The sequence below is a fragment of the Streptomyces sp. yr375 genome, from assembly GCF_900110755.1.
Taxonomy (GTDB): domain Bacteria; phylum Actinomycetota; class Actinomycetes; order Streptomycetales; family Streptomycetaceae; genus Streptomyces.
The window spans coordinates 73,718-100,668 of the sequence record NZ_FOFF01000028.1 but is presented as its reverse complement, the minus strand read 5'-3'; the positions used below and the strand labels follow the sequence as shown (position 1 = coordinate 100,668).

Here is a 26,951-nt window from a genome sequence, read left to right as displayed (position 1 = left end):
TCGATCAAAACTCCTCCAACCAATCGGATGTGGAACCCGCTCCGGCCTGCGGAGCTGTCAGCCAACCGGGCCGGGCCTGCGCCCGGCCGGTCACCACGTCACGGAATCTCTGGTGCAGGGCGCGGAAGACCGGGCCGGCCGGATCACAGGGGCGGTCGTCGAGGGAGCGCACGGGAGTCAGCTCCATGGCGGTCCCCGTCAAGAACATCTCGTCGGCCTCCCTGAGGTCGGCGACCTCCACGGGGCCTTCGACCGCTTTGATGCCGAGGTCCCCGGCGAGCGTCAGCACCGTGTCGCGGGTGATGCCGGCGAGGGGGCCGTCCTGAAGCCACGGCGTCAGCAGCCGGCCGTCCTTGACGAGGAAGACGTTGGAGACGGTGGCCTCCACGACCCGCCCCGTGTGCGTGTCGAGCTGGATCGCGTCGTCGAAGCCAGCGCGGGCGGCATGGGTCCGGGCGACTGCCGACATGACGTAGGCGCCGGTCGCCTTCGCGCCGACGGGGAAGCACTCGGCTGGCGGTCGCCGCCACGGCGACACGGTGAGAGCGGCGCCGTCCTGCTGGGCGACGAGTCCCGCGGGCCAGACCTCGGCCCCGAACCGATAGCGCAGCATGCGCAGGTCCAGGCCCAGGACCGGGTCCGGCGCGTAGAGCACGGGACGCACATAGCAGCCCGGCGCTCCGGCGCGCGCGGCGGCGGCGCGGACCTGCTGCCGGAGCCAGTTGAGGTCCGGCAGGTTCGAGATGCCGATCAGCTCGGCGGAACCCAGCAGCCGCACCAGGTGGTCGTCGAGCCGGAACAGGCGGGGGCCCTCCGGTCCGGCGTAGCACCGGATCCCCTCGAAGACCGCGGTGCCGTGCTGCATGCTGTTGCCGCCGAAGGGGACGGAGCGCTCCCGGCTTTCGGGGTGGTGGGTGTACGCGGACTGCTTCGAGGTGATCATGCGGCGACCGTCGCCTGGAGCCGTCCGAGTTCGGTGACGCACTCCAGGACCTGGTCCGCGGGCAGACCGAAGTCCACCAGGCAACCGACCTCGGTGACGCCTGCGGCCGTGAGCCGGTCGATCATCGGCCGGCACGTCTCGGCGTTGCCGAACAGGCCGGCGGACGTCGTGTAGCGGCGCAGCCCGTGCTCCAGCAGGACGGCGCGGTCCGCATCGGACACCGACTCGGGCCGTACGCCGATGTCGTTGTGCCGGGCGAACTTCTCGAACAACCGCATGTGAGTGGACAGGTACTGGATGAGCGGTTGGCGAATCCGGTCGCGGACGGCGTCGGCGTCCTCGGCGAGGTGGGTGTGCAGCATGCAGGTGATCTGTTTGTCGTGCGTGTCGTGTCCGGCCCGGGACAACGCCCGCCGGTAGCGCTCGACCTTGTGGCCGAGTTCGTCGACGGTCTGTTCCAGCAGCGCGGTAAGGACATGCAGACCCAGCTCCCCGGCCGTTTCCCAGGTGGCCGAGTTCACCGAGCTGGTCAGCCACACATCGGGGAGGCGATCGGGCCTCGGATAGGCGCTGATGTCCACGTCGCGGCCACCGGGACCCTTCCGGGTGACACGCTCGCCCCGCCACAGGGCCCGCACGGTGGCGAGCCGTTCCAGCAGCACGTCCTTGCGGTCTTCGTACGCCTCGGGGTCGAGCACGAAGTCGTCGGCGTGCCAGCCCGAAGCCAGCGACATCCCCATGCGCTGGCCGCTGATGGCGTCCAGCATCCCCCACTCCTCCGCGACCAACAGGGGATCGCGCAGGGGCAGGACGACGCTGCCCGCCCTGAGCTGGATGCGGCGTGTGCGTGCCGCCACCGCGGCGAGCAGCACGGAGGGGCTCGGGTAAGGGGCGCCGAACACGTCGAAGTGACGTTCAGGGACCCAGATCGCGTGCAGACCGGCTCGGTCGGCGACCTCGGCGCACTCCAGTACGAGGTCGTACTTCTCGCTGGGCCGGTCGTCCGGGTCCGAGGAGAAGAAGAAGAGGCTGATGGCCAGGGGGCGTCGGCCCGCGGGCACTTGCAGTCCCATCAGGCGTTCCAACAGCTGGCGTCTGCCGGGCGACAGGTTGCGAATCGCGTCACCTACGTCCGTGTCGGTCATCGGTCCGTCTCCTCCATCCGGGCCAGACGGGCCTCGACCTCGTCGTCCGACATCGCCTCGAGCTCGGCGACGAGCCCCAGGACCGGGTCCTGTGGTGAGACGGTCGGTGCGGGGCCAGGCGCGTCGTCGAGCGCCGGGGCCGGTGCGGCGTGATGCGCCGGCAGCCGCATGCCCAGCCCTTCGAGGTGCTCGGCCAGGCCGGCGATCGTCGGGTACTCGAACACCGTGGTCATCGCCAGGTCCTCGGCACCGTCCTGCTGAAGCACCGTCACCATCTGCATGGCCAGCAGCGACTGCCCGCCCACGTCGAAGAAGTCGTCGTGCAGGCCGATCTCCGTACCGCCCAGCAGGTTGAGCCACAGCTCGGTGAGGTAGTTCTGCATCGCTGTGCGACCGGCTGTGGCCGGGGTCTTTGCCTTTTCCTCCGTGTCACGCCGCGGGCCGGGCACGGCCACCTGTTCGCCGACCACGCCGGGCGTCGCCCGCCGAACAGGCTGGGGCTGGATCCAGTGGGGTGTACGGGCGAAGGGATACAGCGGCAGACTCAGGCGCTCGCGCCGATCGTCGGCGTACAGCGCCGCCCACGAGACCTCGCCGCCCAGCAGCCAGTAGGCGGTGAGAGTGTCGAGGAGGCAGGTGACGTCTTCGCCCTTGGGTGTGAGGAGCGTCGGGATGCTCGGCGTGTTCGGCGCCGTGGCACGGGCCAGGGTGCCCTGCGACCGGTCGGGACTCAGCTCGAAGAAGCAGTTCACCCCGTCGCTCAACAGCCGCTTCATGCCGTCCGCGAACCGGACCGGCCGGCGCAGGTGCTCCCCCCAGTACTCGGCGGACGTCGCCTGCTCGTCGGTCAGGTAGTCGCCCGTCACGTTGGAGACGACGCGGATCTCGGGAGGGCTCAGCTTGTGCAGGGACACCACGTCGACGAGGTCCGCGGCCGCCGGGGCGACCAGGGGGGAGTGAAAGGCCCGGTTGACCTGGAGCCTGCCGCCGGGCACGTCCCGCAGGAAGCGGTCGATGTCCTCGGCGGTGCCCGCGACGCTGACCAGACGCTCGCCGTTGACGGCCGCGAGCACCAGGTCCGTTCCCTCGACGGCCCGGAGCGCCTCCTCCTCGGTGAGTTCCGCGTAGGCCATCGCGGCCGGTGCGGTGGCCGCCATCAGACGACCGCGCTCGGCCACGATCCGCACCGCGGACTCCAGTGTGAAGACACCCGCGATGGCCGCTGCGGCAAGTTCGCCGATGCTGTGGCCGAGCAGCCCGTACGGGCGAACACCGCAGTCGAGCAGACTGCGCCCGAGGGCCCACTCCACGGCGAACAGCGCCGGCTGCGTCACATCGGTCTCCGCCAGTCGCGCGCGCTGTTCCTCGAGCGCCCCGAGGGACGGATCCAGGACGCTCGCCAGATCGACCCCGTCCTGCGCGAAGAGGTCGAGGACGGTGTCCCAGTGCTTCTTGAACAGCGGATCCGTGTCGGCGAGCCGCCATCCCATGCCCACGCTCTGGGAGCCCTGTCCGGCCAGCAGGAACGCGGGCTGCGGTGTGCCCTCCACATAACCGTCGAGCAGCCTCCGGCTGCCACGGGCCGAGAGGGCCTCGGCGGCGTCCGAAGCCGAGGAGGCCAGCAGTGCGCGCCGGTACTCCCACTGGGTACGGCCGGTCGCCAGGGTGTACGCGAGATCCGCGACGTCGGCTCCCGGCTGCTCACGCACGTGCTGTCCCACCGACCTGCTCAGCTCGTCGAGGGCCTCGCGGGTACGGGCGGAGAGGAGCACCGGATGGCGTCGGCGCCGTGAGCACTCCGGCTCCGGCGTCCTGGGCGCTTCCTCGACGATGACGTGCGCGTTGGTGCCCCCCATGGCGACGGAGTTGACCGCGGCCCGCGCCGGCCGCTCGGCGGTGAGCGGGACGAGCTCGCTGGGAACGCGGAAGGGGGTGTGCTCGATGTCGAGCTTCGGGTTGGGCCGACGGAAGTGGACGACGGGTGGGACCTTGCGGTGCTTGACCATGAGCACCGCCTTGATCAGGCCCGCCACGCCCGCCGCGGCGTCCAGGTGCCCGATGTTGGGCTTCACCGAACCGAGCCAGCAGGAGCCGGTCTCGTCGGTTGTATCGGCGAACGCGCGCGACAGGGCGGCCACTTCGATCGGGTCGCCCAAGGGGGTGGCGGTGCCGTGAGCCTCCACGACGTCGACGTCCGCGGCGGCCACGCCGGCTCGGGACAGCGCACGACCGATCGCCGCCGCCTGCCCCGCCACGCTCGGCGCGGTGTAGCTCGACTTGGCCTGTCCGTCGTTGTTGATCGCGGAACCGCGGATAACGGCATGGATCCGGTCGCCGTCCCGCAGGGCGTCATCCAGCCGCTTTAGTACGACGGCACCGACGCCGTTGCCCACGACCGGGCCCGCGGCGTCCGCGTCGAAGGCGCGGCAGTGACCGTCCGGCGACGAGGTCCCCCCGGGTGTCGAGAGGTAGCCTGCGCCATGCGGCAGGCGTACCGACGCACCGCCCGCGAGGGCCATGTCGCACTCGTCGTCCAGCAGGGCCCGGGCCGCCAGGTGCGTCGCGACGAGCGACGAGCTGCACGAACTCTGCACCGCCACGCTCGGCCCGCGCAGGTCGAGCTTGTAGGAAACGCGTGTGGCGAGGAAGTCCTTGTCGTTGCCGAGCATGGTCTGCATGTCGCCGACGGCGGCGAAGACGTCGCCGCCCTGTCCCCGCAGGTGATGCGTCAGATAGGTGTTCATCGTGCAGCCCGCGTAGACGCCCACGAGTCCCTGGTACCGGCGGCTGTCGTAGCCTGCGTCCTCCAGTGCGTGGTACGCGCATTCGAGGAAGATCCGGTGCTGCGGATCCATGACGGCGGACTCCTTCGACGAGTAGCCGAAGAAGGCCGCGTCGAAGCACTCGACATCGTCCAGGGGAGCCGACGCGTTGACGTAGGCCGGGCTGTCCACCTGTTCCGGTGACATGCCCCGGGAGAGCGCCTCCTCGCGGGTGTGCCGCTCGATGCACTCCGCGCCCTCGCACAGGTTGCGCCAGTACTCGGTGATGTTCCGGGCGCCGGGGAACCGCGCCGCCATGCCGATCACGGCAATGGAACTCTCGTGTTCCTGCAACGGCTTTGTCGGCACTCTCGCTCCTCGTTGTCGTGACGGATCGTCATCCACGGCCGAACAGTTTTCGCCGGTACGTGCCCAGACGTCCTGCCAGGTCCCTGGGGCGTGGGTATTCAAAGAGGTCACTCACGGGAAACGGCACACCGAGCAACGCCTGGAGCTGCCCGTGTGCCTGGGTGGCGGCGAGGGAGTGTGCTCCGTGGTCGAACACGTTGCGGTCCGGGTCGACCACCTCGGAGTGGAGCACGTCGCGCCAGACGAGGCAGATCGTCTCCTCGATCTGCGCGGTCGAGGCGTCGGGGGCGGGGGCGTGGCGCCCGGTGTCCTCCGCCAGCCGACGGATCTCGTCGTGATCGAGCTTTCCGTTGGGTGTGCGGGGCAGCTCGTCGAGCACGACGAGGTGGTCCGGGATCATGGGCGCGGGCAGCCATGCGGTGAGGTCGCCGAGGACGGCCTTCACCTCCACTCCACCGCCCACCACCGCCACCATGCGCTGCGGGCCGGTCACGACGTGGACGGCGGCGGCGGTGACCTCGGGCACCTGTCGCAGCACCCACTCGACTTCGGCCGGCTCCACTCGGTAGCCCCGGAGTTTGACCTGTCGGTCGTCCCGGCCAGTCACCACGAAGTGGCCGTCTCGTCGCAAGTACGCCAGATCACCGCTGCGGTACACCCTGCGCAGGCCCTGTCCGGGTCCTTTGACGAAGCGCTGAGCGCTGAGGTCGGGGCGGTGCAGGTAGCCGTCCGCCACGCCGGGGCCGCCGATCGAGACGGAGCCGACCGCCCCGACCGGGACCGGGAGGCCGTGCTGGTCCAACAGATGAATCGTGGCGGACGCCGACGCACGGCCGACCGGGACGATTCCGGTGGGCTCGTCGCGGCCCTGCGGGTCGCGGGGGATGTCGTAGGCCAGGCAGTTCACGGTGGCCTCGGTCGGGCCGTAGCCGTTCACCAGCCGGCACTCCGGGGTGACGACGCGTTCCAGCGCTTCGACCGTCGACCAGTGCAGGACCTCTCCGCCGATCAGGACGAGCCGAAGGTCCGGCAGTGGCACGAGTGCCGCCGCCAACTCGTCGGTGAAGGACGGCGTGGTGAACAGGACCGACACTCGTTCGCGGCGCAGGAACTCCGCATAGGTCTTGGCGTTGCGCCGGTCGGCGGCCTTCGGCACAATCAGGGTGCCTCCCGCCGGCAGCGCGGTGAACAGTTCCTGCAGGCCGAAGTCGAACCCGAGCGAGAGTGTCTGGGCCATGCGCACCCAGGGGCCCAGCTTCCAGGTCCGGGTCTCCCAGGCCAGCAGTGCGGACACCTGGCTCTCGCGGATCAGGACCCCTTTCGGCCGTCCCGTCGAGCCGGATGTGTAGACCGTGAAGGCCGGGTGGTCCGGTGGCGTGGTCACGGGAGGGCCGTCGGCCGGCCCGCTCTCCTCCGCCGGCAGGCCGAGGACGCGGATGTCCGTTGCCCCGTCGACCAGGCGTCGCGCGCGTTCCGTCTGGTGCGGGGAGGCCAGCAGCGCCAGCGGCCGGCAGTCCGTGATCATGGTGGTGAGTCGCGCGTCGGGGAACTCCACCGGCAGCGGAAGGATCCCCAGCCCGGCGGTCCAAGCCGCGAACATGGCCACGGCGAAGTCGGTACCGGGCTCGACGAGGATTCCCACCTGTCGGTTCGCCTCGGACAGCGGTGTCGGACCGGTCATGACTTTCCTCTCTCCGCTTCCGCGGCCACGCCGACGAGCGTGGCCGCGAGCCGGCCCGCGCGTGCGGCGAATTCCTCGAAGGTCACGGCTCCGTCCGCCTCGACCACCGCCTCGGCGGCCGGCCGCTCGGCGGCGACGGCGTGCAGCGCGGCGGCCGGCCGCACCGGGGCGCCGGACGACGAGCGACCAGCCAGGTCGTACAACGCGCGGTCCCGCTCGGACAGGACGAACACGTCGGTCACCGTGTCGGCGTCGGGGCCGACTGCGGCCGCGACCATGGCCGCGTAGGTGCGCAGGATGCCCTCGGCGGTGGCCGGTTCGAAGATCTGCGCGGCGTAGTCGAGCGTCAGCAGGTGACCTCCCGTGTCACGTGGGGTGATGACGAGGTCGAGGTCGTAGCGGCAGGTCCGGCGCCGAACGGCGACGGGCCGCACGCGCAACGGGCCCAGATCGACCCAGTGGCCGTCGGCGAGGGCGGCCATCAGGTTCGGCAGGTGGTGCAGGGGGCTCTCCTGCACGGTGACCAGGGTCTCCACCAGCGGCATGCGGCCGGGAGCGCGGGAAGGGCGCAGTTTCTCGACGGCCCGGGCCAGCGGGTACAGACCGTCGCCCACCCCGGCCAGCAGCTGCTCGCGGACGGCCGTCACGAGCGTGTCCAACGGCTGGTCGGGGTCGACGGGGACGGCGATCGGCACCGTGTTGGTGCACAGGCCCGCGACCGCCGCGTGTCGGCCCGCGGGGCGACCGGCCACGGGTGCGCCGACGGTCACGGGTCCCGGCGATCCGTAGCGGTGCAGGCAGACACCCCACAGGGCGGTCAGCAGAGCGACCTGGTCCCGGTCGGCGAGCGCGGTGCCGACCTCTTCGGACAGGGTGAGGGTCGCCCGACCGGCCCTCAGGTCGCGCCGGGGGGTGCGCGGGTGGTCCGTCCGGATCCCCAGGGGTGGCAGTCCCGGCGGGAACAGGGTCCGCAGTTGGGCGTCGCGCTCCAGCGCCTGCTGTGAGCGGAGGTAGCGGCGCTGTTCGGCGACGTACGACGGGTAGCGGTCGGCAGCGGCGGGCGGTGTTTCGGTGCCGCGTACGAGCGCCTCGTAGCGGGCCGCGACGTCCTGGAAGAGGAGACCGAGCGACCAGAGATCCGTCAGCACGTGGTGGACGACCAGTTGGTACACGCACCGCGCGGGGGTGTGCCAGACGTGGATGCGCACCAGTGGGCCCTCGTCGAGCCGGAACACGGTCGCCGCGGCGTCTTCGAGGTGGCGGTCGAGGCGGTCCTCGGGCACGGACGCCACGACCGGTGTGAGCGCCTCACGCAGGACCTCGTCGGGCAGCGGTTCGGACCGCAGCGACGTGCCGACCGCCTTGATACGGCGGGCCAGTTGTGGCTGGGCACTCAGTGCCGAGCCCAGTGCCCGCTGGAACGTCTCGTCATGGCACGAGGCGTCCGTCTGCCAGGCCACGGAGATCGTGTACGTGTCCTCGTGCGGGTCGAGCCGGTTCAGAAAGACGAGCGACTCCTGAGCGACCGACAGCTGCTGCGGGTCGTCCGGCGCCTCTTCCTCCGTACGGCGCACGGCCCGTCGGTCCATGAGCTGGTCCAGTGACATGCCGGAGAGCAGCTCGCGCACGGACACGTCGATGCCGGCCCGGCCGGCGAGCGCTCCCGACAGCCAGACCGCGCCGAGGGAGTCCAGTCCCGCGTCGGTCAGGGTCTCGCCGTCGGCCGGACGACGGCCCAGGGACTCCTCGACCAGCGCAACCACCTCCTCGACGCTCGTGCCTCGCGGCCTACGGGCGGTGACGTACTCGCCGGCCTCGTAGCGTTCGCGGGCGGCGGAGCGGCGTGGTTTCCCGCTCGTGGTCCGGGGGATGCCCCGCCGCGGGACCACGACCACGTCACGGACGGCCAGCCCGAAGTTCTCGGCGACCTCCCTTATGAGGCGCGCGGTGTCGGCGGGTGCGAGCACGGTGCCGGCTCTGCGTTCGCCGACGATCACGACTCCCTCACCGTCGGACGAGGGGAAGGCGATCACCTGTCCGGGCCGGAACGCCGGGACGAGTTGTGTGGCCAGCCGCTCGACGTCATGGGGGTGGTGGTTGCGCCCCCGGACATTGATCACGTCCTTCAGTCGCCCGGACACATGGAGCTCGCCGTCCTCGACGAAGCCGAGGTCGCCGGTGCGGAGCCAGGTTCCCTCCCTGCCGCTCACGGGTCCGGCGAACGTCTCGTCTCCCGGACGGCCCCAGTAACCGGCCGCGACGCTCGGCCCGTTCACCCGGATCTCCCCGACCTGCCCCGGCCCCAGTTCACGGTCGGCGCCATCGGTGATCACGACGGAGCAGCCCCGGGCGGGCCCGCAGGAGGTCACGTTGCCGCCGTCCGCGGTTGCCCTGCTGCGCGCCCCCTTACCCGGCTCGGCGCAGGAGACCAGGAGGGTGGACTCGGCCAGGCCGTAGCAGGGCACGAAGGCCCGCTGGTCGAACCCGCGAGGCGCGAGCAACTCACCGAACCGACGCATGGTCTGCGGAATCACGGGTTCGGCGCCGCTGTAGGCGATACGCCATCGGCTCAGGTCGACGTCCGGTGCTCCGGAGCGTTCGACGGCGGCGACGACCAGGTCGTAGGCGAAGTTCGGCGCCCCTGTGGTGGTGACGCCCAGTCGGTCAACGGCCGTCAGCCAGTCGAGTGGGCGCCGGATGAAGGAGGTGGGCGCGCAGAGGATGGTCCCGGAGCCCAGGTGGAGCGGGTGGAGGATGTTCCCGATCAGGCCCATGTCGTGGTACGCCGGCAGCCAGCTGAGGATGACCTCGTCGCGGGTGTGCCCGAAGGCCTTGGCGATCGACGCCACGTTGGCCCGCAGGTTCCCGTGGGTGACGACCACTCCTTTGGGGTTGCTCGTGGAGCCCGATGTGTACTGCAGAAACGCCGTCGTCGCCGGGTCCGGCTCGTCGTCGGGGAGGTGTCGCTGGGTCACCATGGGCTGCCATGCGGCGGGGATGCCCAGCAGGCGGGCGGCCGTCTCGGCGGCTTCCGCGTGCCCGACCCAGGCCAGCGTCGGCCGGCAGTCGTCGGCGATGCGCGTGATGGTGGCCCGGCCCTCACGGCTGTCGAGCACCGGGTACACTGGCACCGGTGTCCGACGGGCGTAGAGGCAGCCCAGGAAGGCAGCCACGAAACGTGGGCCGGGTGGCTCGACCAGGAGAACACGGTCTCCTTCACGCGTGCCCGTCCGGATGGCCGCGGCGATCGCGCCGGCGGCGTCGTCCAGTTCGGCGAACGTCGTGGCCGTACCCGGTTCGTCCAGGCCCGGCAGCCATCTCACGGCGACGCGATCGCCGTCTTCAGCGGCCCACCGACGGACCGCGCCCACGATCCCGACTCGCGTCGTCCTCAACTGCTCCACCGCCTTGGCCGTGTTTCATCCGGGCATGCCGGAACCGCAACACCCGAGACGCTAGGAGGTGGGGGTTGCGCTGCAGTTATGCACGAGGCGTTCCCCCTGTTTCGGACCGGTCAGGGTGCGCCGCGAGGGAAAGGAACACGCCATCCGGCCGTCGGCAGACCAATGGGCCCGGAGGTGTCGACCCAACCGGAAGACATCGTTCACTGCCTGGGACAGAACCCCGCGTGAAGCCGGGAAGGATCCGGCCGTGACATCGGTTCGGACAGCCCGCTCAAGAGATGATTTTGGTCAACCTGCGGCCGGGATGGCATGGCCACGGGCCGCCCTAGGTAGTTACATGGTTGACAACGTGGCACACGCAACGAAGAGAATTCGGCCACGCTTCGGCGAGGAGACACCAAATCCCCCACATCACTTATTCACTGAGCCCACACACTGCTTGCCGTGAACCGCAAGTAAAGGGAAAGTAATTCGCAGGTCAAGCTGTCACTTTACTACCGCACCGCATACGGCGGCGCAGTAAACAGAGAAACGATTGATCTTCACGCTCGATACGACCGCTTGTTTCGACACGCGGCTTCGTAGGCCCGACGGGCCAGGATCTCCGCAGGTCACCCACAGGTGGCCGCAGCGCGGCTACCTTCAAATTCCTCTTGCGCGACCCAGTCATATACGCAATGGCGACATTTTGGTAAAGCGACAAACGAGGAGATTCCTTGAGTGGCACCGCACACCCGGAATACGCAGTCGAGATACGCACGCTCGGAAGGTTTGACGTCGTCGTCGGTGGCCGTCCCGTCACCCGTTGGCGGGCCGGGCGGGCCCGCCACCTCCTCCAGTACCTACTACTGCATCCGGACTGTGTGATTTCACGAGATATCCTGTTCGAGGCATTGTGGCCCGATCTCAGTGCCCCGCGCAGCTCCCTCAAGGTCGCCGTGCACACGCTCCGCAACATACTCGCAAGCGAGGGTGCCGCCGCGACCGGGAGAAACCCCTCGGGGCTGCGTATCCTGACGCACGAATACGGGTACTCCATCGAGGCCAAGAACGTATGGGTCGACTTTCAGGAATTCGACTCCCTGATACTCGGTGCGCAGACCGGCACCTTGGACGCGCCCGGGCCCATCGCACAGTTGCAGGACGCGGTGGAGCTGTATCAGGGTGATTTTCTGCCCGGGATGACGATGCCCTGGGTCGAGCCCCAGCGCGAGTGGCTGCGCAGTCTCGCGCTGTCCGCCCTCGACCGACTCGTGGAGGCGGCGGAGCGGACGTGCGACGACTTTCAGGTCCTGCACTTCTGTCGCAAGGTCCTCAAAATCGAACCACTGCACGAGAAGACCTATCGGACCCTCATCGCGCTGCACGGTCGGCTCGGCCAGTTCAGCCAGGCCGACCGGTGGTACAAGCTGTGTGCCTCGCACCTGCGCGAAGCGGTGGGGGTGGGCCCGGCCGAAGCGACCCGGGCGATGTACAGCCGTGCCGTGAGCGGTGAACTGACACGAGTCGCCGACGGGCCCACGCTCCACCCCGTCTCGTCCGTGTCCGCGACCGGACACTACGCCGTGGGAAGCGCCGCCCAGTGAGCGGCCGTCCCGTCGGCCCCCGTTCGCCCCACCTGGAAGTGCTGAGCCGGCTCTTCGCCGAGGCACTCGGCACCGACCGGTTCGGCGTGGCGGACGACTTCTTCCGGGCAGGCGGCAACTCGGTCGACGTGATGCGGCTGGTCAGCCGCATCCGGTCGGCCTTCGGAGTGGCACTCGCGCCCGATGTGGTCTTCCGCAACCCGACGGTCCTCGGAGTCGCCGCACACCTCGACATGGACACCGACGGCGGCGACGCCCTCGATACCCTGCTGGTACTGCGCGCCCGGGGCACGCGACCACCGCTGTTCTGCGTCCACCCCGGCGGAGGCATGAGCTGGTGCTACACGGCCCTGTTGGGCAGCCTCGACCCCGGCACCCCGCTGTACGGCCTGCAGTCCCGCGGCCTCAAGCCCGGTGACGTGCCGGTGACCGGCGGAATCGAGGAGATGGTCGACGACTGTCTCGGCCTGATCAGCGGCGTCCAGCCGGAAGGCCCCTATCATCTGCTCGGCTGGTCCTTCGGCGGTACGTTGGCGCACGCACTCGCCTGCCGACTGCAGAAGGAGGGCGAGGAGGTAGCACTCCTCGCCGCCATGGACGCCGAGCCGACCACGTCGCCGACGCACCGGGAAGACCGGGTTCCCACGGCGCGCGAACTGCTCCTCGGTCTCCTGCACGAGTTCGGCTACGACCAGCGCGAGTTGGCGAAGGTCCCGCTGCGCCCCGACCGCGTCGCCGCGCTGCTGCGCCGGGAAGGCAGCGCCATGGCCTACCTGGAGCCTTCCCACATCCACGCGGTGATAGACGTCTACACGAACAACCAACGCGCCATGTACGGCTACGAGCCCGGCGTCTTCCGCGGCGATCTGCACCTGTTCGCCGCCGTGGACGACGCCGACGACGTGTGGTTGGACCCTTCGCGGTGGACGCCCTACATCACGGGCGAGGTGCGCACGCACTCCCTCGCCTGCACGCACCGCAGCATCGTCCGGCGGGGACCCATGGCCGAGATCGCCCAGATCCTCAACTCACTCACCGTCTGACGTCCTCGTGGCATCGGGCAGGCCGGCCGGCCACAACCGCTGTGACCGGCCCGCCGCCCAGCTCCGCACATGATCGGCCATGGCCACACCCTCCCGTGGCCCTCCCGGCAACGAAAGGCTGCTGCCAGCGGGATCACCGAGGTCGACCACCAGCCTCATCGCCGCGCCGAAGTCTGGCCACGCCACACACACCGTGTCGGCGCACCCCGCCAGCGCGACGTCCACGGCAGCCGCGGGGTGGGCAGCGGCCGGTGAGAGCCGTAACCGATTGGCCTCGCCCCACCGAGGCAGCCTGTCCAGCCCGGTGGTGCGCATCAGGAGCTTCCGCCCGACGAGCAGTTGTCCGACGACGAACTCCGTCTCGCTGCGCCAGGGCGCAGGCACCAGCCCCTGCGACAGCGCACCGATCAATCGGCGCAACGGCACCTCGTTGCCCGCGTAGCAGTAGGTGAACCGCTCGTCCACCGTCCGGGCCGGCCATGTGACGGCCGCGAAGAGCGCCTCCCGCAGCAGGTCGTGCAGGGCCGTCAGCAGGGCGAGTCCGCGTTCGGTGGGGGCCGCCGTCCCGGTCCACGCCTCGATGTCCTCGCGGACCTCGCGCAGCAGCGCCCCCTTGGGCGCAGCCGGCAGATGGCGTAAGGCCAGGGCACGGTAGAACTCGTAGAAGGACGCCTCGACGTCGAGTTGCAGGGCACGCGCGTCGGCGGCGCTCGTGCGCCCCGCGGCGAGTTCCCGGGCCACCCGACGGGAGCGGGTACCGCACGGCAGATTCCACGCCAGGCCCGCGTCCCGGACGATGTGGCTCGCATTGTTGCAGTTCACGACGGTTCCCGAGGCCGTCGACCGGACTCGGGGCAGTTCCCCCGGGGCGAGCCACTCCGCCGGAGGGCGGGCCCCCGGTGACGACAGGCCCCGCGGGCCGGGTGCGCCCGATCGGCGCGGAAAGCGGCCACCCACGGTCCAGCCGACCCGTCTGGCGGCATCGGCCACAATGGCGTTGACCGGCGGCAGTCCGCTGTCGTTGAAGACAGCGAGTGCCGTCTCGACGTCGCGTGCCTCGTACAGCTCCGTCAGCGCGAAGTCCAGGGCCCCGGGGTCGAGCAGGGTGGAGGTGAACGCCACCGGCTCGCCCGCCACGCTGTCCGCCACGGGCCCCCAGGGAGTCCGGAGAACGTCGACCTCGACGGGCTGCTCCCCCCGGACCTCGATGACCTCGCGCACGGTCTCGGCTGCCGCGAGCTCGCTCGGCGTGACCGGTGTAAGGTCCACGTTGTCCCCGTACAGTCGGGTGAGTCCCCAGGCGACGTCCCCATTGGTGCCTGCTATCAGCACCGGCAGCCCGGGCACGGTCACCCCGCACGCGGAACGGCCGCCCGCGACCAGCCGTACGGGGTACAGCAGAGCGGGGTCCGTGAGGTGCAGGTGCATGTCGTTGGCGAGCACGGTCCCCCCGGCTCCCGCGACGGCCCAGGCGTTGCTCCCGAGCGGCCGGGTGTCGGCGACGACCGGTCCTCCCCCACCCTCCTCGGCGGGTCGCTTCCCCACCAGGTCCCGCAACTCCTCCAGCGGCAGGGGCGCGTGCGCCACGGTGCCCGGCGAGCCATCGAGGTCCGTCGCCCAGTCGTCCGCGCCGTCGAGCAGGAAGTCGACCACCGGTGCGGGCAGTGACCTGCGCATCACTTCGGTCATGCGCAGTTCCGCGCCGTCCGAGCCCAGCGACTGGAAGAGGACCTGCGCCACCGCGACGGAGTCCAGCGCCGCCCACGTCATCGCCGAACCGTTGCGGCGCAGGGCCGTGTTCGCACCGCAGGCGAAGGCCTCCAGAAACGCGGCCTGTTCGGACGGAAGCAAGTCGAGACACCGCCGTGCCACCTCGTCCAGGCCCAGTCGCCGCTGCCGGATGTCGTCCGCGAGCGCCTCCTTGCCGACCACCTGCGCGAGCGTGCCGCGTGCCCTGCGCCGCAGAACGTCCATCTGGCCGGCGCGATCGGTGGCGGCACGAAAGCCGAGCCCGAACACGGCGCCCATCCAGTCGTCGGCGCTGACGACCGCCCCCGACCGCGCGTCCTCGTACAGACGCGCCCGGTAGCCGGACGCCCCGATCTCATCGGCCTCGCCGACACCGACCCCGCTCATAAGACGCTGTCTCCCTCCGCAGGCTCCGACCGCCACCGCCACTGCCGGCGGCGTCCGTCTTTTCACAGCGCGTCCATCACGCGTCCGTCACGCGTCCGTCACGCGTCCGCCATCCGTCCGACGGTCTCGTCCGGAGCGTCCGCGAAGAAGGCCAGCGACTCGATCGCCGCCGCCAGCAGCGCGTGGGCCGTCTCGCGTTCGCCCGGGTCGTCGACGTGCTCCACCGTCAGCGCGAACCGGTCGTCCTCCTGGATCGTGGCGGTGACCGTGCGGCGGGGGCCCAACACCGGTGCCCGCAGCATCTCGCGCAGGTCCACGCCGACGTGCAGCGGAAGTCGGCCCGGCCGGTTCATCCGGTACACGTACTCGAAGTCCACCACCACGTCGATCAGGTCGGACGGCGTCACACCGACCTCGTCCGCGGGGTCGACGAGGAGCACGTCGAGGGGCAACTGGGTCCACCGCCGGGCCTCGAGGTGGCTCTCCTGGACCTGGGAGATGAACTCCCGCGACGTGAGCGCGCCGTCGAGCCTCACGGGCATGAGGCTGCTGAGGGCGAAAGAGCCGACGGTCCGCTCCAGCCCGGGGTGGCTGCGGTTGTCCAGCAGCATCCCCAGACCGGCCGTGGTGCGTTTGAGGACTCGTCCGACGGCGAGGGCCGTCGCCGCTCCCAACGTGCTGAACTCGGTCAGCCCCTCGGCCGCCGCCCAGGTCCGCAGCCTCCGGCTCGCCGAGGCGGGCAGCCAGGCGGTGGAGCGGTCGAACGAGGTACGCAGCCGGGCCGCGGGCCCGACCGACGTGCTCGCGACCGCGGCGAGTTCCCGGACCACGCTCCTCCAGTGGCTGCCGGACGTCTCGACCATCTCCCGCTCGTTCTCCCGCTGCCACTGGCAGTAGTCGAGGTGGCCCGGCTCCTCCGGGTCGGCGGTGGGGAGTTCCCGGCCCACACAGGCCGCGGCCAAGTCGTCCAGGACGACTCCCACGCAGTTGCCGTCGCACACGGCGTGGTGCAGGTGCAGCGCCAGCACGTCGGGGGCGTCCGCGTTGCGGAAGAGCTGGCAGCGGAGCATCACCCCCGTGGCCATGTCGAAGGGTTTGAGGTGTTCGCGCATGATGCGGTTGCGCAGCGCCGCACGCCGCCGCTCGGGGGGCAGTGTGCCCAGGTCGGTCTCCGTGCACGGCACCGGGGGAACGTCGTCGAGCGGGACGATCACTTGCATGTCCTCGCCGTCCTGCGTGCGCAGGGCCGTGCGCAGCGCGGGGTGGCGCCGTACCACGGCGTCCAGGGCACTGCGCAGGGCGTCCGCGTCCATGCGGGCACCGACCTCGACGACGGCCAGCATGTTGTTGACCGAAGGCACGCCCAGCATGCGTTCCAGGGCCAGGTACTCCCCTTGTTGCACGGACAGCGGGGCACGGTCCAGCCCCATGGGCTCCAGCGGGGGCAGCAGAGAGCCGGCGAGGCCGTCGGCCTGCTCGACCGCTGCGACGAAGTCCTTGAACACCGGGTGGTCGAAAACGAGCTTCAGCGGGATGACGGTCCCGATCGCCCGTTCGCAGTGCGAGATGAGCAGCGCCGCCAGCATGGAGTGGCCGCCCAGTTCGAAGAAGTGTGACTCCTCCTCGATCTCGTCGACCTCGAGCACGGTGCGCCAGGCCTCCGCGAGGCCGGCCATGAGGTCGTCCGTCCGTTGCCCGGACGCGATGCCGTCACGCTCCTGGGCAGCGGCGTGCTCCGGGCCTGGCATGAGTTTCTGGGATTCCGTCATCGCAGCATCACGCTGCGAGCGTAGGAACACCCGGTTCGGCGAGGGTTACGTGCCGGCGAGCGCGCGGACGGGGAACAGCGCCGGGGTTCGTAACCGCCGGGGAACCAGGGCCGCCTAGCCTCGGCCCGCAGAGGCCCACGGGAGCAGGGCGCAGGGATCTACGGGAGCAGAGCAGGGGTCCACGGGAGCAGGGCGGAAGAGAAGGGCTGAGGACGTGTCCCCGACGCACACATCCGACGACGGATCACCGGTGGCGCTGACCGCGACCCAGGAGGGCATGTGGTTCGCCGAGCGGCTGGATCCGGGGCGATCGGGCTACCACGACGCCGTCACCCTGTACTTCGAGGGCCCCCTGGACATCGACGCGCTGCGGCTGGCCCTCGACGACTGCCAGCGGCGTCACGACGCGCTGCGGCTGCGTGTGCGGGCCACCAGCAGCACCCTGACCCAGTCCTTCGACGCGCCGCCGCCCGCGTGGCACGACGACGACCTGTCCGGGCTGACCCGTCGGGAACAGGAAGCCGACCACCGACGTCGTTTCGCCCTGGACTGCACCGAGCCGTTCGACCTGGCGAAGGGCCCTCTGTGGCGGGTGCGGCTGCTGCGTCTGGGGCGCGAGGAGCACCAGGTGCTGATGGTCCTGCACCACCTCATGACGGACGGATGGTCGCACGGGGTCTTCCTGCGCTCGCTTCTCTCCTGTTACCGGGCGCGCCTCTCGGGTCCGCCCCCTCGCGTGCCGCCCACGCCGTCCTTCCGGGACTGGGCCGTCCGGCGCGTCGCCGCGGAAGGCACACCGATCACCGCTGACCGGGCGCGGGCCGCCGCCGAGGAGCTGCGGGCCGCACCGCGTCGCGTCGAGCTGCCCGGACTCACCAAGGGCCGGGGGACCCGGGGGAGCGTCCTGGAGCTCCCCCTGGAAGCGGACGACATGACCCGTTTCAACACCGCCTGCGCCAGCGCGCGGATGTCCCGCTACATGACGATGACGGGCCTGTTCGCGCACATGATCCGCGAGGTCGCCGACGCTCCGGAGATCGTCCTCGCCGCGCCCGTCGCCGACCGGCTGACGAGGGACGGCTCGCGGACCCTCGGCTGCATGATCAACACCGTTCCGATCAGGGTGGTTCCCGGCGATCCGGGACTGCGGGCGGCTGCGGCCGGCGGGCGCAGCGGTGTGGTGTCGGCGCTCCGGCTCCTCGCGGTGCCGTACCGGGAGGTCATACGGGCCGTGCAGACGCCCTTCGGCACCTCACTGGCCGATCCCCTGACCAACTTGGCGTGCGAGGAGTACAACTCTCCCCGGGGCACATGGCAGGTCGGTGACCTAACCGTCACCGCCCGTCCGCGCGGCGAGTTCCAGGCCCGGCACGACCTGACCCTCAGCGTGCCCCTGGACCCCGCCGGCGTCCCGGAACTGATCTACCCCGCCCCCCGTTGGGACGCCGGCGCGGTCCGGGAACTCGCCGCCCATCTGGCCGGGCTCGTCCGGTCATTCGGGTGGGACGCCGCGAAAACCACCCCGTGAAGGGCGGGCCGGAATGCCCGCACGGACTGAATAACCCGCGAATAACCCAGCGCTTCTAGAGTCATGTGATGCAGAGATACGCGCCTGCGGTCCATGCCCGACTAAGGAAGGCAGCGCACATGACGGCCCTCGAGTGCGTGGTCATCGGCTACAACAGCGGCGAGTTCGACGATTACCGCGCGATGTGTGAACGCGCTGGAGCCGATTCGCCGGAGATGCAGATCTACCGCAAAGAGCACATGGTGGTCGACGGCACCGCCATGAGCTGGATGGACGCGTTCAGTGTCCTGCGAGCCAGAGCGACAGGCCGCAACGACCGCTACCACGTCGGCGAGGTGTACAACCTGGCCGCTCTCTACCTCTCCAGCCATTTACGGCGCAGTGGCCTGCGCACCGACTCGGTGTCGCTGTTCGACGCGGAACAGGACAGGCTCGCGGACCTGCTGGCGCAGCGCCCCGCAGTCGTCGCCGTGACCTCGACGTTCTACGTCAACATCCTCCCCGTCATCCCGATCGTGGAGTTCATCCGCGAACACTCGCCGAGCAGTCATGTCGTGGTCGGGGGCCCACTGATCGACAACCTGTGCCGTGACGGCGTCGACGAGCGGGCGCAGGACCTCCTGTTCGCCATGGGCGCGGACAGCTACATCCAGGAGTCGCAGGGGGAGAACGCCCTGGTGAGTCTCTGCCGTGCGGTGCGGTCCGGGGCCGACCTGGACGAGGTGGACAATCTCGTGCTCTGCCGCGACGGGAAGTGGAGCCTCACCCGGCGCAGGATCGAGAACAACGACCTGGACGCCTGCTCGATCGACTGGGGCGGTTTCGACCCACGTCTGATCGGCGTCACGGCACAGACGCGCACCGCGCGCAGCTGCGCCTTCAAGTGCAGTTTCTGCGACTATCCGTCCCGCGCGGGCGCCCTGACGACGGCCTCGGTCGACACCGTGCGCAGGGAACTGCGCGAGTTGGCGGGGATGGGTGTGCGCAACGTCGTCTTCGTCGACGACACCTTCAACGTGCCCCCGAAACGCTTCAAAGAGATCTGCCGGATGATCATCGAAGAGGATCTGGGGCTGAACTGGTACTCCTACTTCCGCGCCTCCAACGCCCGCGACGACGAGTCCTTCGACCTGGCCGCCGAAAGCGGCTGCGCGGGCGTTTTCCTCGGAATCGAGTCTGGTGATCCCACGGTTTTGAAGACCATGCGCAAACTGGCGCAGGACGATCAGTACCGGGTCGGAATCCAACGCCTCAAGGAACGCGGCATCATCACGTTCGCCTCGATTCTGGTCGGGTTTCCGGGCGAGACCGAGCAGACCGTGCAAAACACCGTCGACTTCCTCAACGAGACGGCACCGGACTTCTGGCGCGCACAGGCGTGGTGGGCCAATCCCCGATCTCCCGTCTACCGGCAGAAGGACGACTTCGCCATCAAGGGCGAAGGCTACAACTGGTCGCACCACACGATGACCTCCGCCGAGGCAGCCGCCCACACCGACGCCATGTTCGCCGCCGTGACCGAGTCGCAGTGGCTGCCGCTGTACGACTTCGACTTCTGGTCGCTGCCCTATCTGCACGGCAAGGGCCTCGACACGGTGTCCCTGCGGACGCTGCTGCGCATCAGCGAGAAGATCATGCTGGAGCGCGACCGGGCGAACGGGTCACCGGCGCTGCGCACCTTGGAGCAGCAGTTCGCCGCAGCCGTGGCGAACGTGTCCGTCGAGCCCCCCCGGTTCACGCTGTGAACGGCAGCGCCACGGCGCCGCGGCTGAGCACCAGGTTCGAGCGGGCGGTGCGACGGCATCCGGGAAGGACCGCCCTGGTGGCCGGGGGACGGACGCTGACCTTCGGGGAACTGGAGGAGGCCTCCCGGCGGGTGGCCGCGGGCCTGCGGGTCGGAGGCGTGGAAGCGGAGTCGCTGGTCGGACTGCACTTCACCCGGAGCGCCGATCTGGTGATCGCGCTCCTGGGCGTGCTGCGGGCCGGGGCGGCGTACGTGCCGCTCACTCCCTCCCACCCGGACTCCCTGCTTGCCTTCGTGATCGAGAACTCCGCCGCGCGACTGGTGCTGACCGACGGGGACCCGGCGCGTGTGCCCGCCCCGCCGGACGTCACCGTGTGCGGGACGGAAGACCTGCCCGAAACCCCGTTCACCACGCTCGACGCGCCGGCCCCGCATCCGCACCAACTGGCGTACGTCATTTACACGTCCGGATCGACCGGTCGACCCAAGGGCGTGGAGGTCACGCACGGCTCCCTGGATGCCCTGCTGACGGCGCTCGAACGGACCGTGTACGACACGGGTCCCGCGGCGTGCGTCGGCTGGAACGCGAGCCCGTCGTTCGACGCCTCGGTGCAACAGTGGCTGCGCTTGTTCCGCGGCGACACGGTGGTCCTGATCGACGAGCGGACGAGGACGGAACCCGAGGCCCTGGCCCGTCTGATCGTCGATCAGCGGATGTCCGAACTGGACATCAGCCCGGCGCATCTGCTGCTGCTCCTGGACCCACTGGAAGCGGCTGACCTCGCCCGCCCGCTGCGTCTGCTCATCGGTGGCGAACAGATCGGCGAGGCCCTGTGGAAGCGGCTCGGTGTGCTGGCGGAGAGCGGACGCGTCTCGTCGGTCAACCTCTACGGCCCGACGGAGTGCACGGTCGACGTGACCGCGGCACTGATCGACGGTGCCGAGCCGCCCCACCTCGGGGCCCCGCTCGGCCATGCCCGCGTGCAGGTGCTCGACGACCTGCTCAGGCCCGCGGACGAGGGCGAGATCTATGTCTCGGGAGAGAGTTTGGCCCGTGGTTACCGCGGTCGCCCGGGGCTCACCGCCGAGCGGTTCGTCGCCAGCACCGTGGACGGCGGGGGCCGGCGGATGTACCGGACGGGGGATCTCGTCCGGCGCCGCGGCGGCAGGCTGGAGTACCTCGGCCGTTCCGACTTCCAGGTCAAGCTGCGCGGATACCGGATCGAGACGGGCGAGGTGGAGGCGGTACTGGAGCGCTGTCCCGGCGTCGGGCGGGCCGTCGTACAACTTGAGCACGACCCGTCGGGAGAACCCGCGCTGGTCGCCTACTGCCAGAGCTCCGCCAGCCTTTCGGCCGCGGACCTGCGGGCCGCGGCCGGGCGGCAGCTGCCCGCGTACATGGTGCCCTCGGTGTTCGTGCTCGTCGGCCGGCTGCCGCTCACCGACCACGGCAAGGTCGACCGGGCGGGCCTGTCGGTGCTGCGCGCCGCACCGGAACCGGTCGCGTCGCCGCAGGACGGACCGCTGTCGGAGACGGAGCAGATGGTCGCCGCCGTGTGGTCGCACCTGCTCGGCGTCGAATACGTCGGCCCGGACGACGACTTCTTCACCATCGGCGGCCAGTCCGCGCTCGCGATCCAACTGGCCTCCCGGCTGCGCCGGGTCCTGGGCCGCGCCGTGCCCATGGTGGCGGTGTTCGAGAACCCGACGCTGCGCGGCCTCAGCACCTACCTCGACCAGGGCCGCGGAAAGGACTGAGCGGGCATGCAACGACGCGATCGCTGGCTTGCCCAGCCTCCTCGGACGACGTCGTCCATGCGGGTCTTCTGCCTTCCCTTCGCGGGGACGGGTGCCGGACTGCTGCGCCAGTGGCCGGCCCAGGTCGACGGAGTGGAGCTGTGCCGCGTGCAGCTCCCGGGCCGCGAGAGCCGGATCCGGGAAGCTCCCTTCGGCGACTTCGGCGCCTTCGCGGAGGAGACCGCGGCCGGGCTCGCCCCGTACCTGGACCGGCCGTACGCACTGTTCGGCCACTGCATGGGGGCGCTCCTGGCCCACCGGCTGGCGGTCCGCCTGCGGGAGTTGCCTTTGCGCCCACCGAGTCGGCTCGTCGTCTCCTCGTCGCTCCCGCCACACTTCCCGCCGGACCGGAGGTACCGCCCGGCGGGCGCGGCGGCCGAAGGCATCTACCACCCCTCCATGTCCGACGACGAACTCGCCGACGAGATGCGGCGGGTCGCTCGCGCGCAGGGGCAGACGGACATCGCGCCGGAGCTGCTGCCGCTGGCCGTCCGGGTTCTCCGCGGCGACCTGGACATGTGCTACAAGTACGCGCCCATGGCGCCCGAGCCGGTGTCGTGCCCCCTGACCACGATCGGCTGGACACGGGACCCGGACATCGCCCCGGAGGACATGGCGCTGTGGAGCGCGTACGGGAGCGTCAGGCACCACACGCTTGAGGGCGACAAGCTCGCGTTCATACGTGCCCCGCGAACGCTGATGACCACCTTGGCCGAGGACTGCCTCGCGGTCCTCGATGATTCTGGGGAAGCGACATGACGACAAGCTCGGGCGGGGACGTCCCGCGGACCCTCGCCGCGCTCCTTCTCCGCGCTGCCCGACGGCACCCGTCCGCACCCGCCGTCAGCGATGGCGAACGGGCCCTGGACTACACGGAGTTGACTCGGAGGGCCGGACATCTGGCCCAGGAACTCGCCGCCCGCGGCATCGGGCGCGGAGAGCGCGTCGGGGTCCTCCTGCCGCGCTCCGCCGACACGATCGTCGCGGTGGCGGGGGTCCTGCTCGCGGCGGCCGCCTACGTGCCGGTCGACGTCCAGTATCCGGCCGCGCGCCGGGCGCAGTTGCTGCGCGACGCCCGCGTGGCCCTCGTGCTGACAGCTCCGGAGTGGGCGCGAGGGATCGGCGAGCTCGGCATGCCCGTGTGGGAGTGGGACGGCAGCGTGCCCGAGGGGGGCGCGGACGCGGGGCCGGTTGCGATCGAGCCCGCGGACGCCGCCTGCGTCCTGTTCACCTCCGGGTCGACGGGGACCCCCAAGGGCATGGTGCTGGAACACCGTCACATGGCCTCGTTCGCGCTGGATCCGGCCATCCCGGCGCTCGAACCCGGTGACCGCACCGCTCAGACGGCCAGCATCTCCTTCGACACCTTCACCTTCGAGGTGTGGCGATCGGTGGCGGGCGGCGCCGAGATCGTGGTCCTTCCCGCCATCGCCGACCTCATCGGGATGGACCTGCAGCGTCAACTGCGCCGACGCCGCATCACGGCCATGCTCGCTCCGGCGACCGCGCTGAACCACATCGTTCGCTACGACCGCGAGGCGTTCTCCCCGCTGCGGGTGCTGTGCTCGGGTGGCGACGTACTCCTGCCCGCGACCACCCGGGATCTGCGCGACGGTGGCTTCCGCGGTCACCTGTTCAATCTGTACGGGCCGACGGAGGGTACCGTCGCCTGCACCGCTCATCCGCTCGGCGAGCGCGGGGAGTTCGCGGACACGGTGCCCATCGGTTTCCCGTTGCGACAGGCGCGGCTGTACGTCCTCGACGAGCGGCTCGGGCAGGTGCCGCCTGGCGGCGCGGGAGAGCTGTACCTCGCGGGTGCGGGAGTCGGCCGCGGCTACTTCGGCCGGCCGGCGCAGACCGCCGCCCGGTTCGTCGCCGACCCCTTCGCGGCAGACGGAACCCGCATGTACGCGACGGGCGACCTGGTTCGGGCGCGTGACGACGGTGCGCTGGAGTTCCTCGGGCGGGCCGACAGCCAGGTGAAGATCAGCGGACACCGGATCGAACCGGCCGAGGTGGAGCGGCTGCTCTGTGCCCGCCCCGGCGTCCGGTCCGCCGCGGTCCTAGCCCCGGGGCCGGCCGGCGACCGGCGTCTGGTCGCCTTCGTGGTACCGGCCGAGGCCGGGCTGCTCCTGCGCGACCTGCGGGCCTCGCTGGCGGCGGACGTCCCGTCGTACATGGTTCCCGCCGAGTTCGTGGTCATCGAGGAGATGCCGATGGACGCCCATGGGAAGCGGGACTGGGGACGGCTGCGGGAGCTGCAGGAGGAACGTGCCGCGGCCCGGCGCGCGTACGTCACTCCGCGCACCGAAACGGAGCGGCGACTCGTGCGCTACTGGGAGGACCTCCTGGCGCAGGAGCGTGTGGGTGCCGCGGACGACTTCTTCACTCTGGGCGGCCACTCCATGCTGGCGGTGCGGCTCCGCGTGATCATCCGACGCGATCTGGGCATCTCGGTGCCCCCGGAATCGCTGTTCGAGAACAGCGTCCTCGCCGACCAGGCGAAGATGCTGGACGACTACAGGGAGGTGGTGGGACGGTGACCTCGGCTCCTGGTCTGGACATCGATCTGAACGACCTGGACCTCTTCGTCCGCGGTGACGTCCACGACACGTTCGCCCTGCTGCGCAGGCACGAGCCCGTCTACTGGAACGCCGACCCCGACGGCAGCGGCGGCTTCTGGGCGTTGACCCGCCATCAGGACGTGTTCACCGCCTACAACGATCCGGCACGGCTGTCCTCGCGCCACGGCACGGTCATGGGCGGTTCGTACCGCCGCAGGTCGGACTCGGCCGGCGGGCGGATGCTCATCGCGTCCGACGCGCCGGAGCACCGGCTGCTGCGCCAGCGAGCCCACCCTGCTTTCCGCACGGACGTCATGGAGCGAGCGGGTGTCGTGGTGCGCGGCTACGTCTCCGAGGCGCTCGACCGGGTCCTGGCGGACGGCCGTGCAGACTTCGCGGACGTAGCACTGGAGTTGCCCCGGGGCCTGCTCGCGGTCATGTTCGGACTCGACCGGGACGAGGCCCTGCGCCTGCTCACCCTGACCCGCAGAATGATCGGGCACCAGGACCCGTCCTGCATCGGTGACGGTGCCGGGGAGATGGCCCTGGTGGCCGCCCAGATGGAGATCTTCGACCTCATGAACGCGCTGGTCACGCAGCGGCGCAGGAAGCCAGGGCAGGACGTCGTCAGCATCCTGCTCGAAGCCCGACTCAACGGCCGTCCCATGACCGAGAGCGAGATCCTCTACAACTGCCTCAACATCGCGGTGGGCGGGGACGAGACGACGCCGTTCACGGCTGCGGCCGCGGTCGAGGCCTTCGCTGAACACCCTGACCAGTACGACCGGTTGCTGGAGCGGTCCGACCTCCTCGACAGCGCGCTGAACGAGATCTTCCGCTGGACCTCGACGAACGCCTACGTCCAGCGCACGGCGAGGACGGACCTGGAGATCGGGGGGCAGCGCATCGCGGCGGGCGAGTCCGTCACGTTGTGGAACGTGTCGGCGAACTTCGACGAGGCCGTGTTCGAGCGCCCGGACCTCTTCGACGTCGCCCGTGAGCCCAACCGGCACCTGGCGTTCGGCAGCGGTCCCCACCGGTGTATCGGTCAGAACGCCGCATGGCTGGAGATCAAAATACTGCTCGAGGAACTGCTCGCACGCCGCATGCGGCTGACCGTGGCGGGCCCGGTGCGGCGGCTGCGCTCCAACTTCATGCTGGGGCCCACGTCACTTCCGGTTCGGGTGGAGTCGCACCGGTAGGCTGCTGTACCCGCCGAGGAAGTTCGAGAAGACCGGCTGTGGCTCTCCCGTCGGCTCGATCCGGCGCACCATGTCCCGCAGGGCGCGCAACACGGCCGCCACCTCGAGGCGCGCCAGGTGGGCGCCCAGGCAAAAGTGGGTGCCGGCCGCGAAGGTCAGATGACGGTTCGGGGTGCGCGCCAAACGGAACTCATCCGGGCGGTCGAAGACACGTTCGTCGCGGTTTCCCGACACGTTCCACAGGGTGACGATGTCGCCCTCCGCGATGCGGGCACCGTGCCATTCGACGTCCTCCCGGGCGAGGCGTGCCTGGTGCATGGAGGGCGTCGCCCACCGCAGGACCTCCTCGACCGCCTGGTCGAGGTCCGTGCGGCCGGAGCGGAACCGGTTCCATTCGTCCGGGTGGTCGGCGAGGGCGCAGGCGCCCCCGACGATCGCCAGACGGGTCGTCTCGTCACCGCCCAGCACGAGGCTGTAGCAGTTGAAGATGATCTCGTCGTCGGTCAGCAGCCGCCCACGGATCCTGGCGTCCACGAGCATGGTGATGACGTCGGCCGCGGGTTCGGCGCGGCGTCGGTCGGCCAGTTCCGCGAAGTAGAAGAGGATCTCGTTCTTGGCCTTCCAGGCGTCCGCCGAGGTCGCCGTCGGGCTCTCGGATCCCACCGTGTTGGATGTCTGCTCCAGGATGAAGCGGCGGTCCTGCTCCGAGACGCCCAGCAGGTCGCAGATGGCCTGCAACGGTATGGCCGCGGCGATCTCCTTGGCGAAGTCGCACTGCTCCCGCTCGATCGCGTCGGCCACCAGTCGGCGGACGGCGTGCTCCACCCTGGCGGCGGTCCGGGTGAGCGCCTGCGGTGTGAAGGCCTTCATCAGTAGACTGCGGACCTCGCTGTGGTACTGGCCGTCCGACACGGAGACCATTCGTCCGCTGGCCGAGTCCCCGCCCTCGAGCATGACGTCCAGCACGTTGCCGCCGGACGAGCCGAAGGTCGTGGGGTTGCGGTAGGCGGCGTTGATGTCCTCGTGCCGGGTCACCACCCAGAAGCCGGGTTTCCCGTCGCCGGGCGGATGCCAGTGCACGGGTCGCTGCTCCCGCAGGAGCCGCCACACCGCGGAGAGGTCGTAGTGGGCGTGCAGGTGCGGACGCGTGAGATCCAGCGAGTCCAGGGTCTTCGGTGTCGCCTCGAGTTCAGCCTTCATACGCCCGAGGGTCGCTCGCACCGGTTCACCTGCGGTTACGCACAACCTGTACGTTACCGGCCCGTGGTCTGGTGGAGC

16 protein-coding genes are annotated in these 26,951 nt (G+C 70.4%); 8 read left to right on the top strand and 8 right to left on the bottom strand.

What is annotated here, in order from left to right; genetic code table 11:
• Positions 1-4: 4 nt before the first annotated feature.
• The 5 genes from BMZ82_RS25250 to BMZ82_RS25230 are packed head-to-tail and all read right to left on the bottom strand — an operon-like array spanning position 5 to position 10,271.
• Complete coding sequence (locus tag BMZ82_RS25250) at positions 5-943, bottom strand: aminotransferase class IV (RefSeq protein ID WP_093779590.1); 939 nt, start codon at positions 941-943, stop codon at positions 5-7.
• Positions 940-2,088, bottom strand: a complete 1,149-nt coding sequence (locus BMZ82_RS25245; RefSeq protein WP_093779588.1) for a MupA/Atu3671 family FMN-dependent luciferase-like monooxygenase — start codon at positions 2,086-2,088, stop codon at positions 940-942. The genes BMZ82_RS25250 and BMZ82_RS25245 overlap by 4 nt, the downstream gene beginning before the upstream one ends.
• Positions 2,085-5,219, bottom strand: coding sequence for a type I polyketide synthase (locus BMZ82_RS25240; protein WP_143098907.1), 3,135 nt, complete (start codon positions 5,217-5,219; stop codon positions 2,085-2,087). Before BMZ82_RS25240 ends, BMZ82_RS25245 begins: the two co-directional genes overlap by 4 nt.
• Positions 5,220-5,247: 28 nt before the next feature.
• A complete protein-coding gene (locus tag BMZ82_RS25235) occupies positions 5,248-6,900 on the bottom strand; it encodes a non-ribosomal peptide synthetase (RefSeq protein WP_093779584.1) in 1,653 nt (550 codons plus the stop codon).
• Positions 6,897-10,271, bottom strand: a complete 3,375-nt coding sequence (locus tag BMZ82_RS25230; protein WP_256252092.1) for an AMP-binding protein — start codon at positions 10,269-10,271, stop codon at positions 6,897-6,899. The genes BMZ82_RS25235 and BMZ82_RS25230 overlap by 4 nt, the downstream gene beginning before the upstream one ends.
• 749 nt (positions 10,272-11,020) lie before the next feature.
• Here BMZ82_RS25230 and BMZ82_RS25225 point away from each other — a divergent pair.
• Together BMZ82_RS25225 and BMZ82_RS25220 are read left to right on the top strand one after the other, a co-directional pair.
• Positions 11,021-11,890 carry an AfsR/SARP family transcriptional regulator gene (locus tag BMZ82_RS25225; RefSeq protein WP_093779580.1) on the top strand — a complete coding sequence of 290 codons (870 nt, stop codon included), beginning with the start codon at positions 11,021-11,023 and terminating at the stop codon, positions 11,888-11,890.
• A complete protein-coding gene (locus BMZ82_RS25220; RefSeq protein WP_093779578.1) occupies positions 11,887-12,933 on the top strand; it encodes an alpha/beta fold hydrolase in 1,047 nt (348 codons plus the stop codon). Before BMZ82_RS25225 ends, BMZ82_RS25220 begins: the two co-directional genes overlap by 4 nt.
• Here BMZ82_RS25220 and BMZ82_RS25215 read toward each other — a convergent pair.
• Both BMZ82_RS25215 and BMZ82_RS25210 read right to left on the bottom strand, forming a co-directional pair.
• Positions 12,919-15,069, bottom strand: coding sequence for a penicillin acylase family protein (locus tag BMZ82_RS25215; RefSeq protein WP_093779576.1), 2,151 nt, complete (start codon positions 15,067-15,069; stop codon positions 12,919-12,921). The two genes, BMZ82_RS25220 and BMZ82_RS25215, sit on opposite strands and share 15 nt — an antisense overlap.
• A gap of 98 nt (positions 15,070-15,167) precedes the next feature.
• Positions 15,168-16,838 carry a condensation domain-containing protein gene (locus BMZ82_RS25210; protein ID WP_093779574.1) on the bottom strand — a complete coding sequence of 557 codons (1,671 nt, stop codon included), beginning with the start codon at positions 16,836-16,838 and terminating at the stop codon, positions 15,168-15,170.
• Positions 16,839-17,052: 214 nt separating this feature from the next.
• Here BMZ82_RS25210 and BMZ82_RS25205 point away from each other — a divergent pair, with 214 nt between their 5' ends.
• The 6 genes from BMZ82_RS25205 (at position 17,053) to BMZ82_RS25180 (ending at position 25,673) form a co-directional block, all read left to right on the top strand.
• Positions 17,053-18,366 (top strand): condensation domain-containing protein, encoded by a 1,314-nt coding sequence (locus tag BMZ82_RS25205; RefSeq protein WP_143098906.1) that lies wholly within the window; start codon positions 17,053-17,055, stop codon positions 18,364-18,366.
• A 119-nt stretch (positions 18,367-18,485) separates the two neighbouring features.
• Positions 18,486-20,111, top strand: coding sequence for a PhpK family radical SAM P-methyltransferase (locus BMZ82_RS25200; protein WP_093779570.1), 1,626 nt, complete (start codon positions 18,486-18,488; stop codon positions 20,109-20,111).
• Positions 20,108-21,868 carry a non-ribosomal peptide synthetase gene (locus BMZ82_RS25195; protein ID WP_093779568.1) on the top strand — a complete coding sequence of 587 codons (1,761 nt, stop codon included), beginning with the start codon at positions 20,108-20,110 and terminating at the stop codon, positions 21,866-21,868. The genes BMZ82_RS25200 and BMZ82_RS25195 overlap by 4 nt, the downstream gene beginning before the upstream one ends.
• 6 nt (positions 21,869-21,874) lie before the next feature.
• Positions 21,875-22,666, top strand: coding sequence for a thioesterase II family protein (locus tag BMZ82_RS25190; protein WP_093779566.1), 792 nt, complete (start codon positions 21,875-21,877; stop codon positions 22,664-22,666).
• Positions 22,663-24,450: a non-ribosomal peptide synthetase gene (locus BMZ82_RS25185; RefSeq protein ID WP_093779564.1), complete on the top strand. Its 1,788-nt coding sequence runs from the start codon at positions 22,663-22,665 to the stop codon at positions 24,448-24,450. Before BMZ82_RS25190 ends, BMZ82_RS25185 begins: the two co-directional genes overlap by 4 nt.
• Positions 24,447-25,673 (top strand): cytochrome P450, encoded by a 1,227-nt coding sequence (locus tag BMZ82_RS25180; RefSeq protein ID WP_256252086.1) that lies wholly within the window; start codon positions 24,447-24,449, stop codon positions 25,671-25,673. The genes BMZ82_RS25185 and BMZ82_RS25180 overlap by 4 nt, the downstream gene beginning before the upstream one ends.
• On the opposite strand, the gene BMZ82_RS25175 is transcribed toward BMZ82_RS25180, so the two are convergent.
• The gene (locus BMZ82_RS25175; protein ID WP_093779622.1) at positions 25,641-26,873 is read right to left on the bottom strand and encodes a cytochrome P450; all 1,233 of its coding nucleotides are present in this window, start codon (positions 26,871-26,873) and stop codon (positions 25,641-25,643) included. The genes BMZ82_RS25180 and BMZ82_RS25175 overlap by 33 nt on opposite strands.
• Positions 26,874-26,951: the final 78 nt, after the last annotated feature.

Coding starts and splice junctions, on each gene's coding strand:
- BMZ82_RS25190 (WP_093779566.1), top strand. CDS start 21,875: ATGCAACGACGCGATCGCTGGCTTGCCCAGCCTCCTCGGACGACGTCG.
- BMZ82_RS25245 (WP_093779588.1), bottom strand. CDS start 2,088: ATGACCGACACGGACGTAGGTGACGCGATTCGCAACCTGTCGCCCGGC.
- BMZ82_RS25200 (WP_093779570.1), top strand. CDS start 18,486: ATGACGGCCCTCGAGTGCGTGGTCATCGGCTACAACAGCGGCGAGTTC.
- BMZ82_RS25185 (WP_093779564.1), top strand. CDS start 22,663: ATGACGACAAGCTCGGGCGGGGACGTCCCGCGGACCCTCGCCGCGCTC.
- BMZ82_RS25250 (WP_093779590.1), bottom strand. CDS start 943: ATGATCACCTCGAAGCAGTCCGCGTACACCCACCACCCCGAAAGCCGG.
- BMZ82_RS25235 (WP_093779584.1), bottom strand. CDS start 6,900: ATGACCGGTCCGACACCGCTGTCCGAGGCGAACCGACAGGTGGGAATC.
- BMZ82_RS25210 (WP_093779574.1), bottom strand. CDS start 16,838: ATGACGGAATCCCAGAAACTCATGCCAGGCCCGGAGCACGCCGCTGCC.
- BMZ82_RS25175 (WP_093779622.1), bottom strand. CDS start 26,873: ATGAAGGCTGAACTCGAGGCGACACCGAAGACCCTGGACTCGCTGGAT.
- BMZ82_RS25215 (WP_093779576.1), bottom strand. CDS start 15,069: ATGAGCGGGGTCGGTGTCGGCGAGGCCGATGAGATCGGGGCGTCCGGC.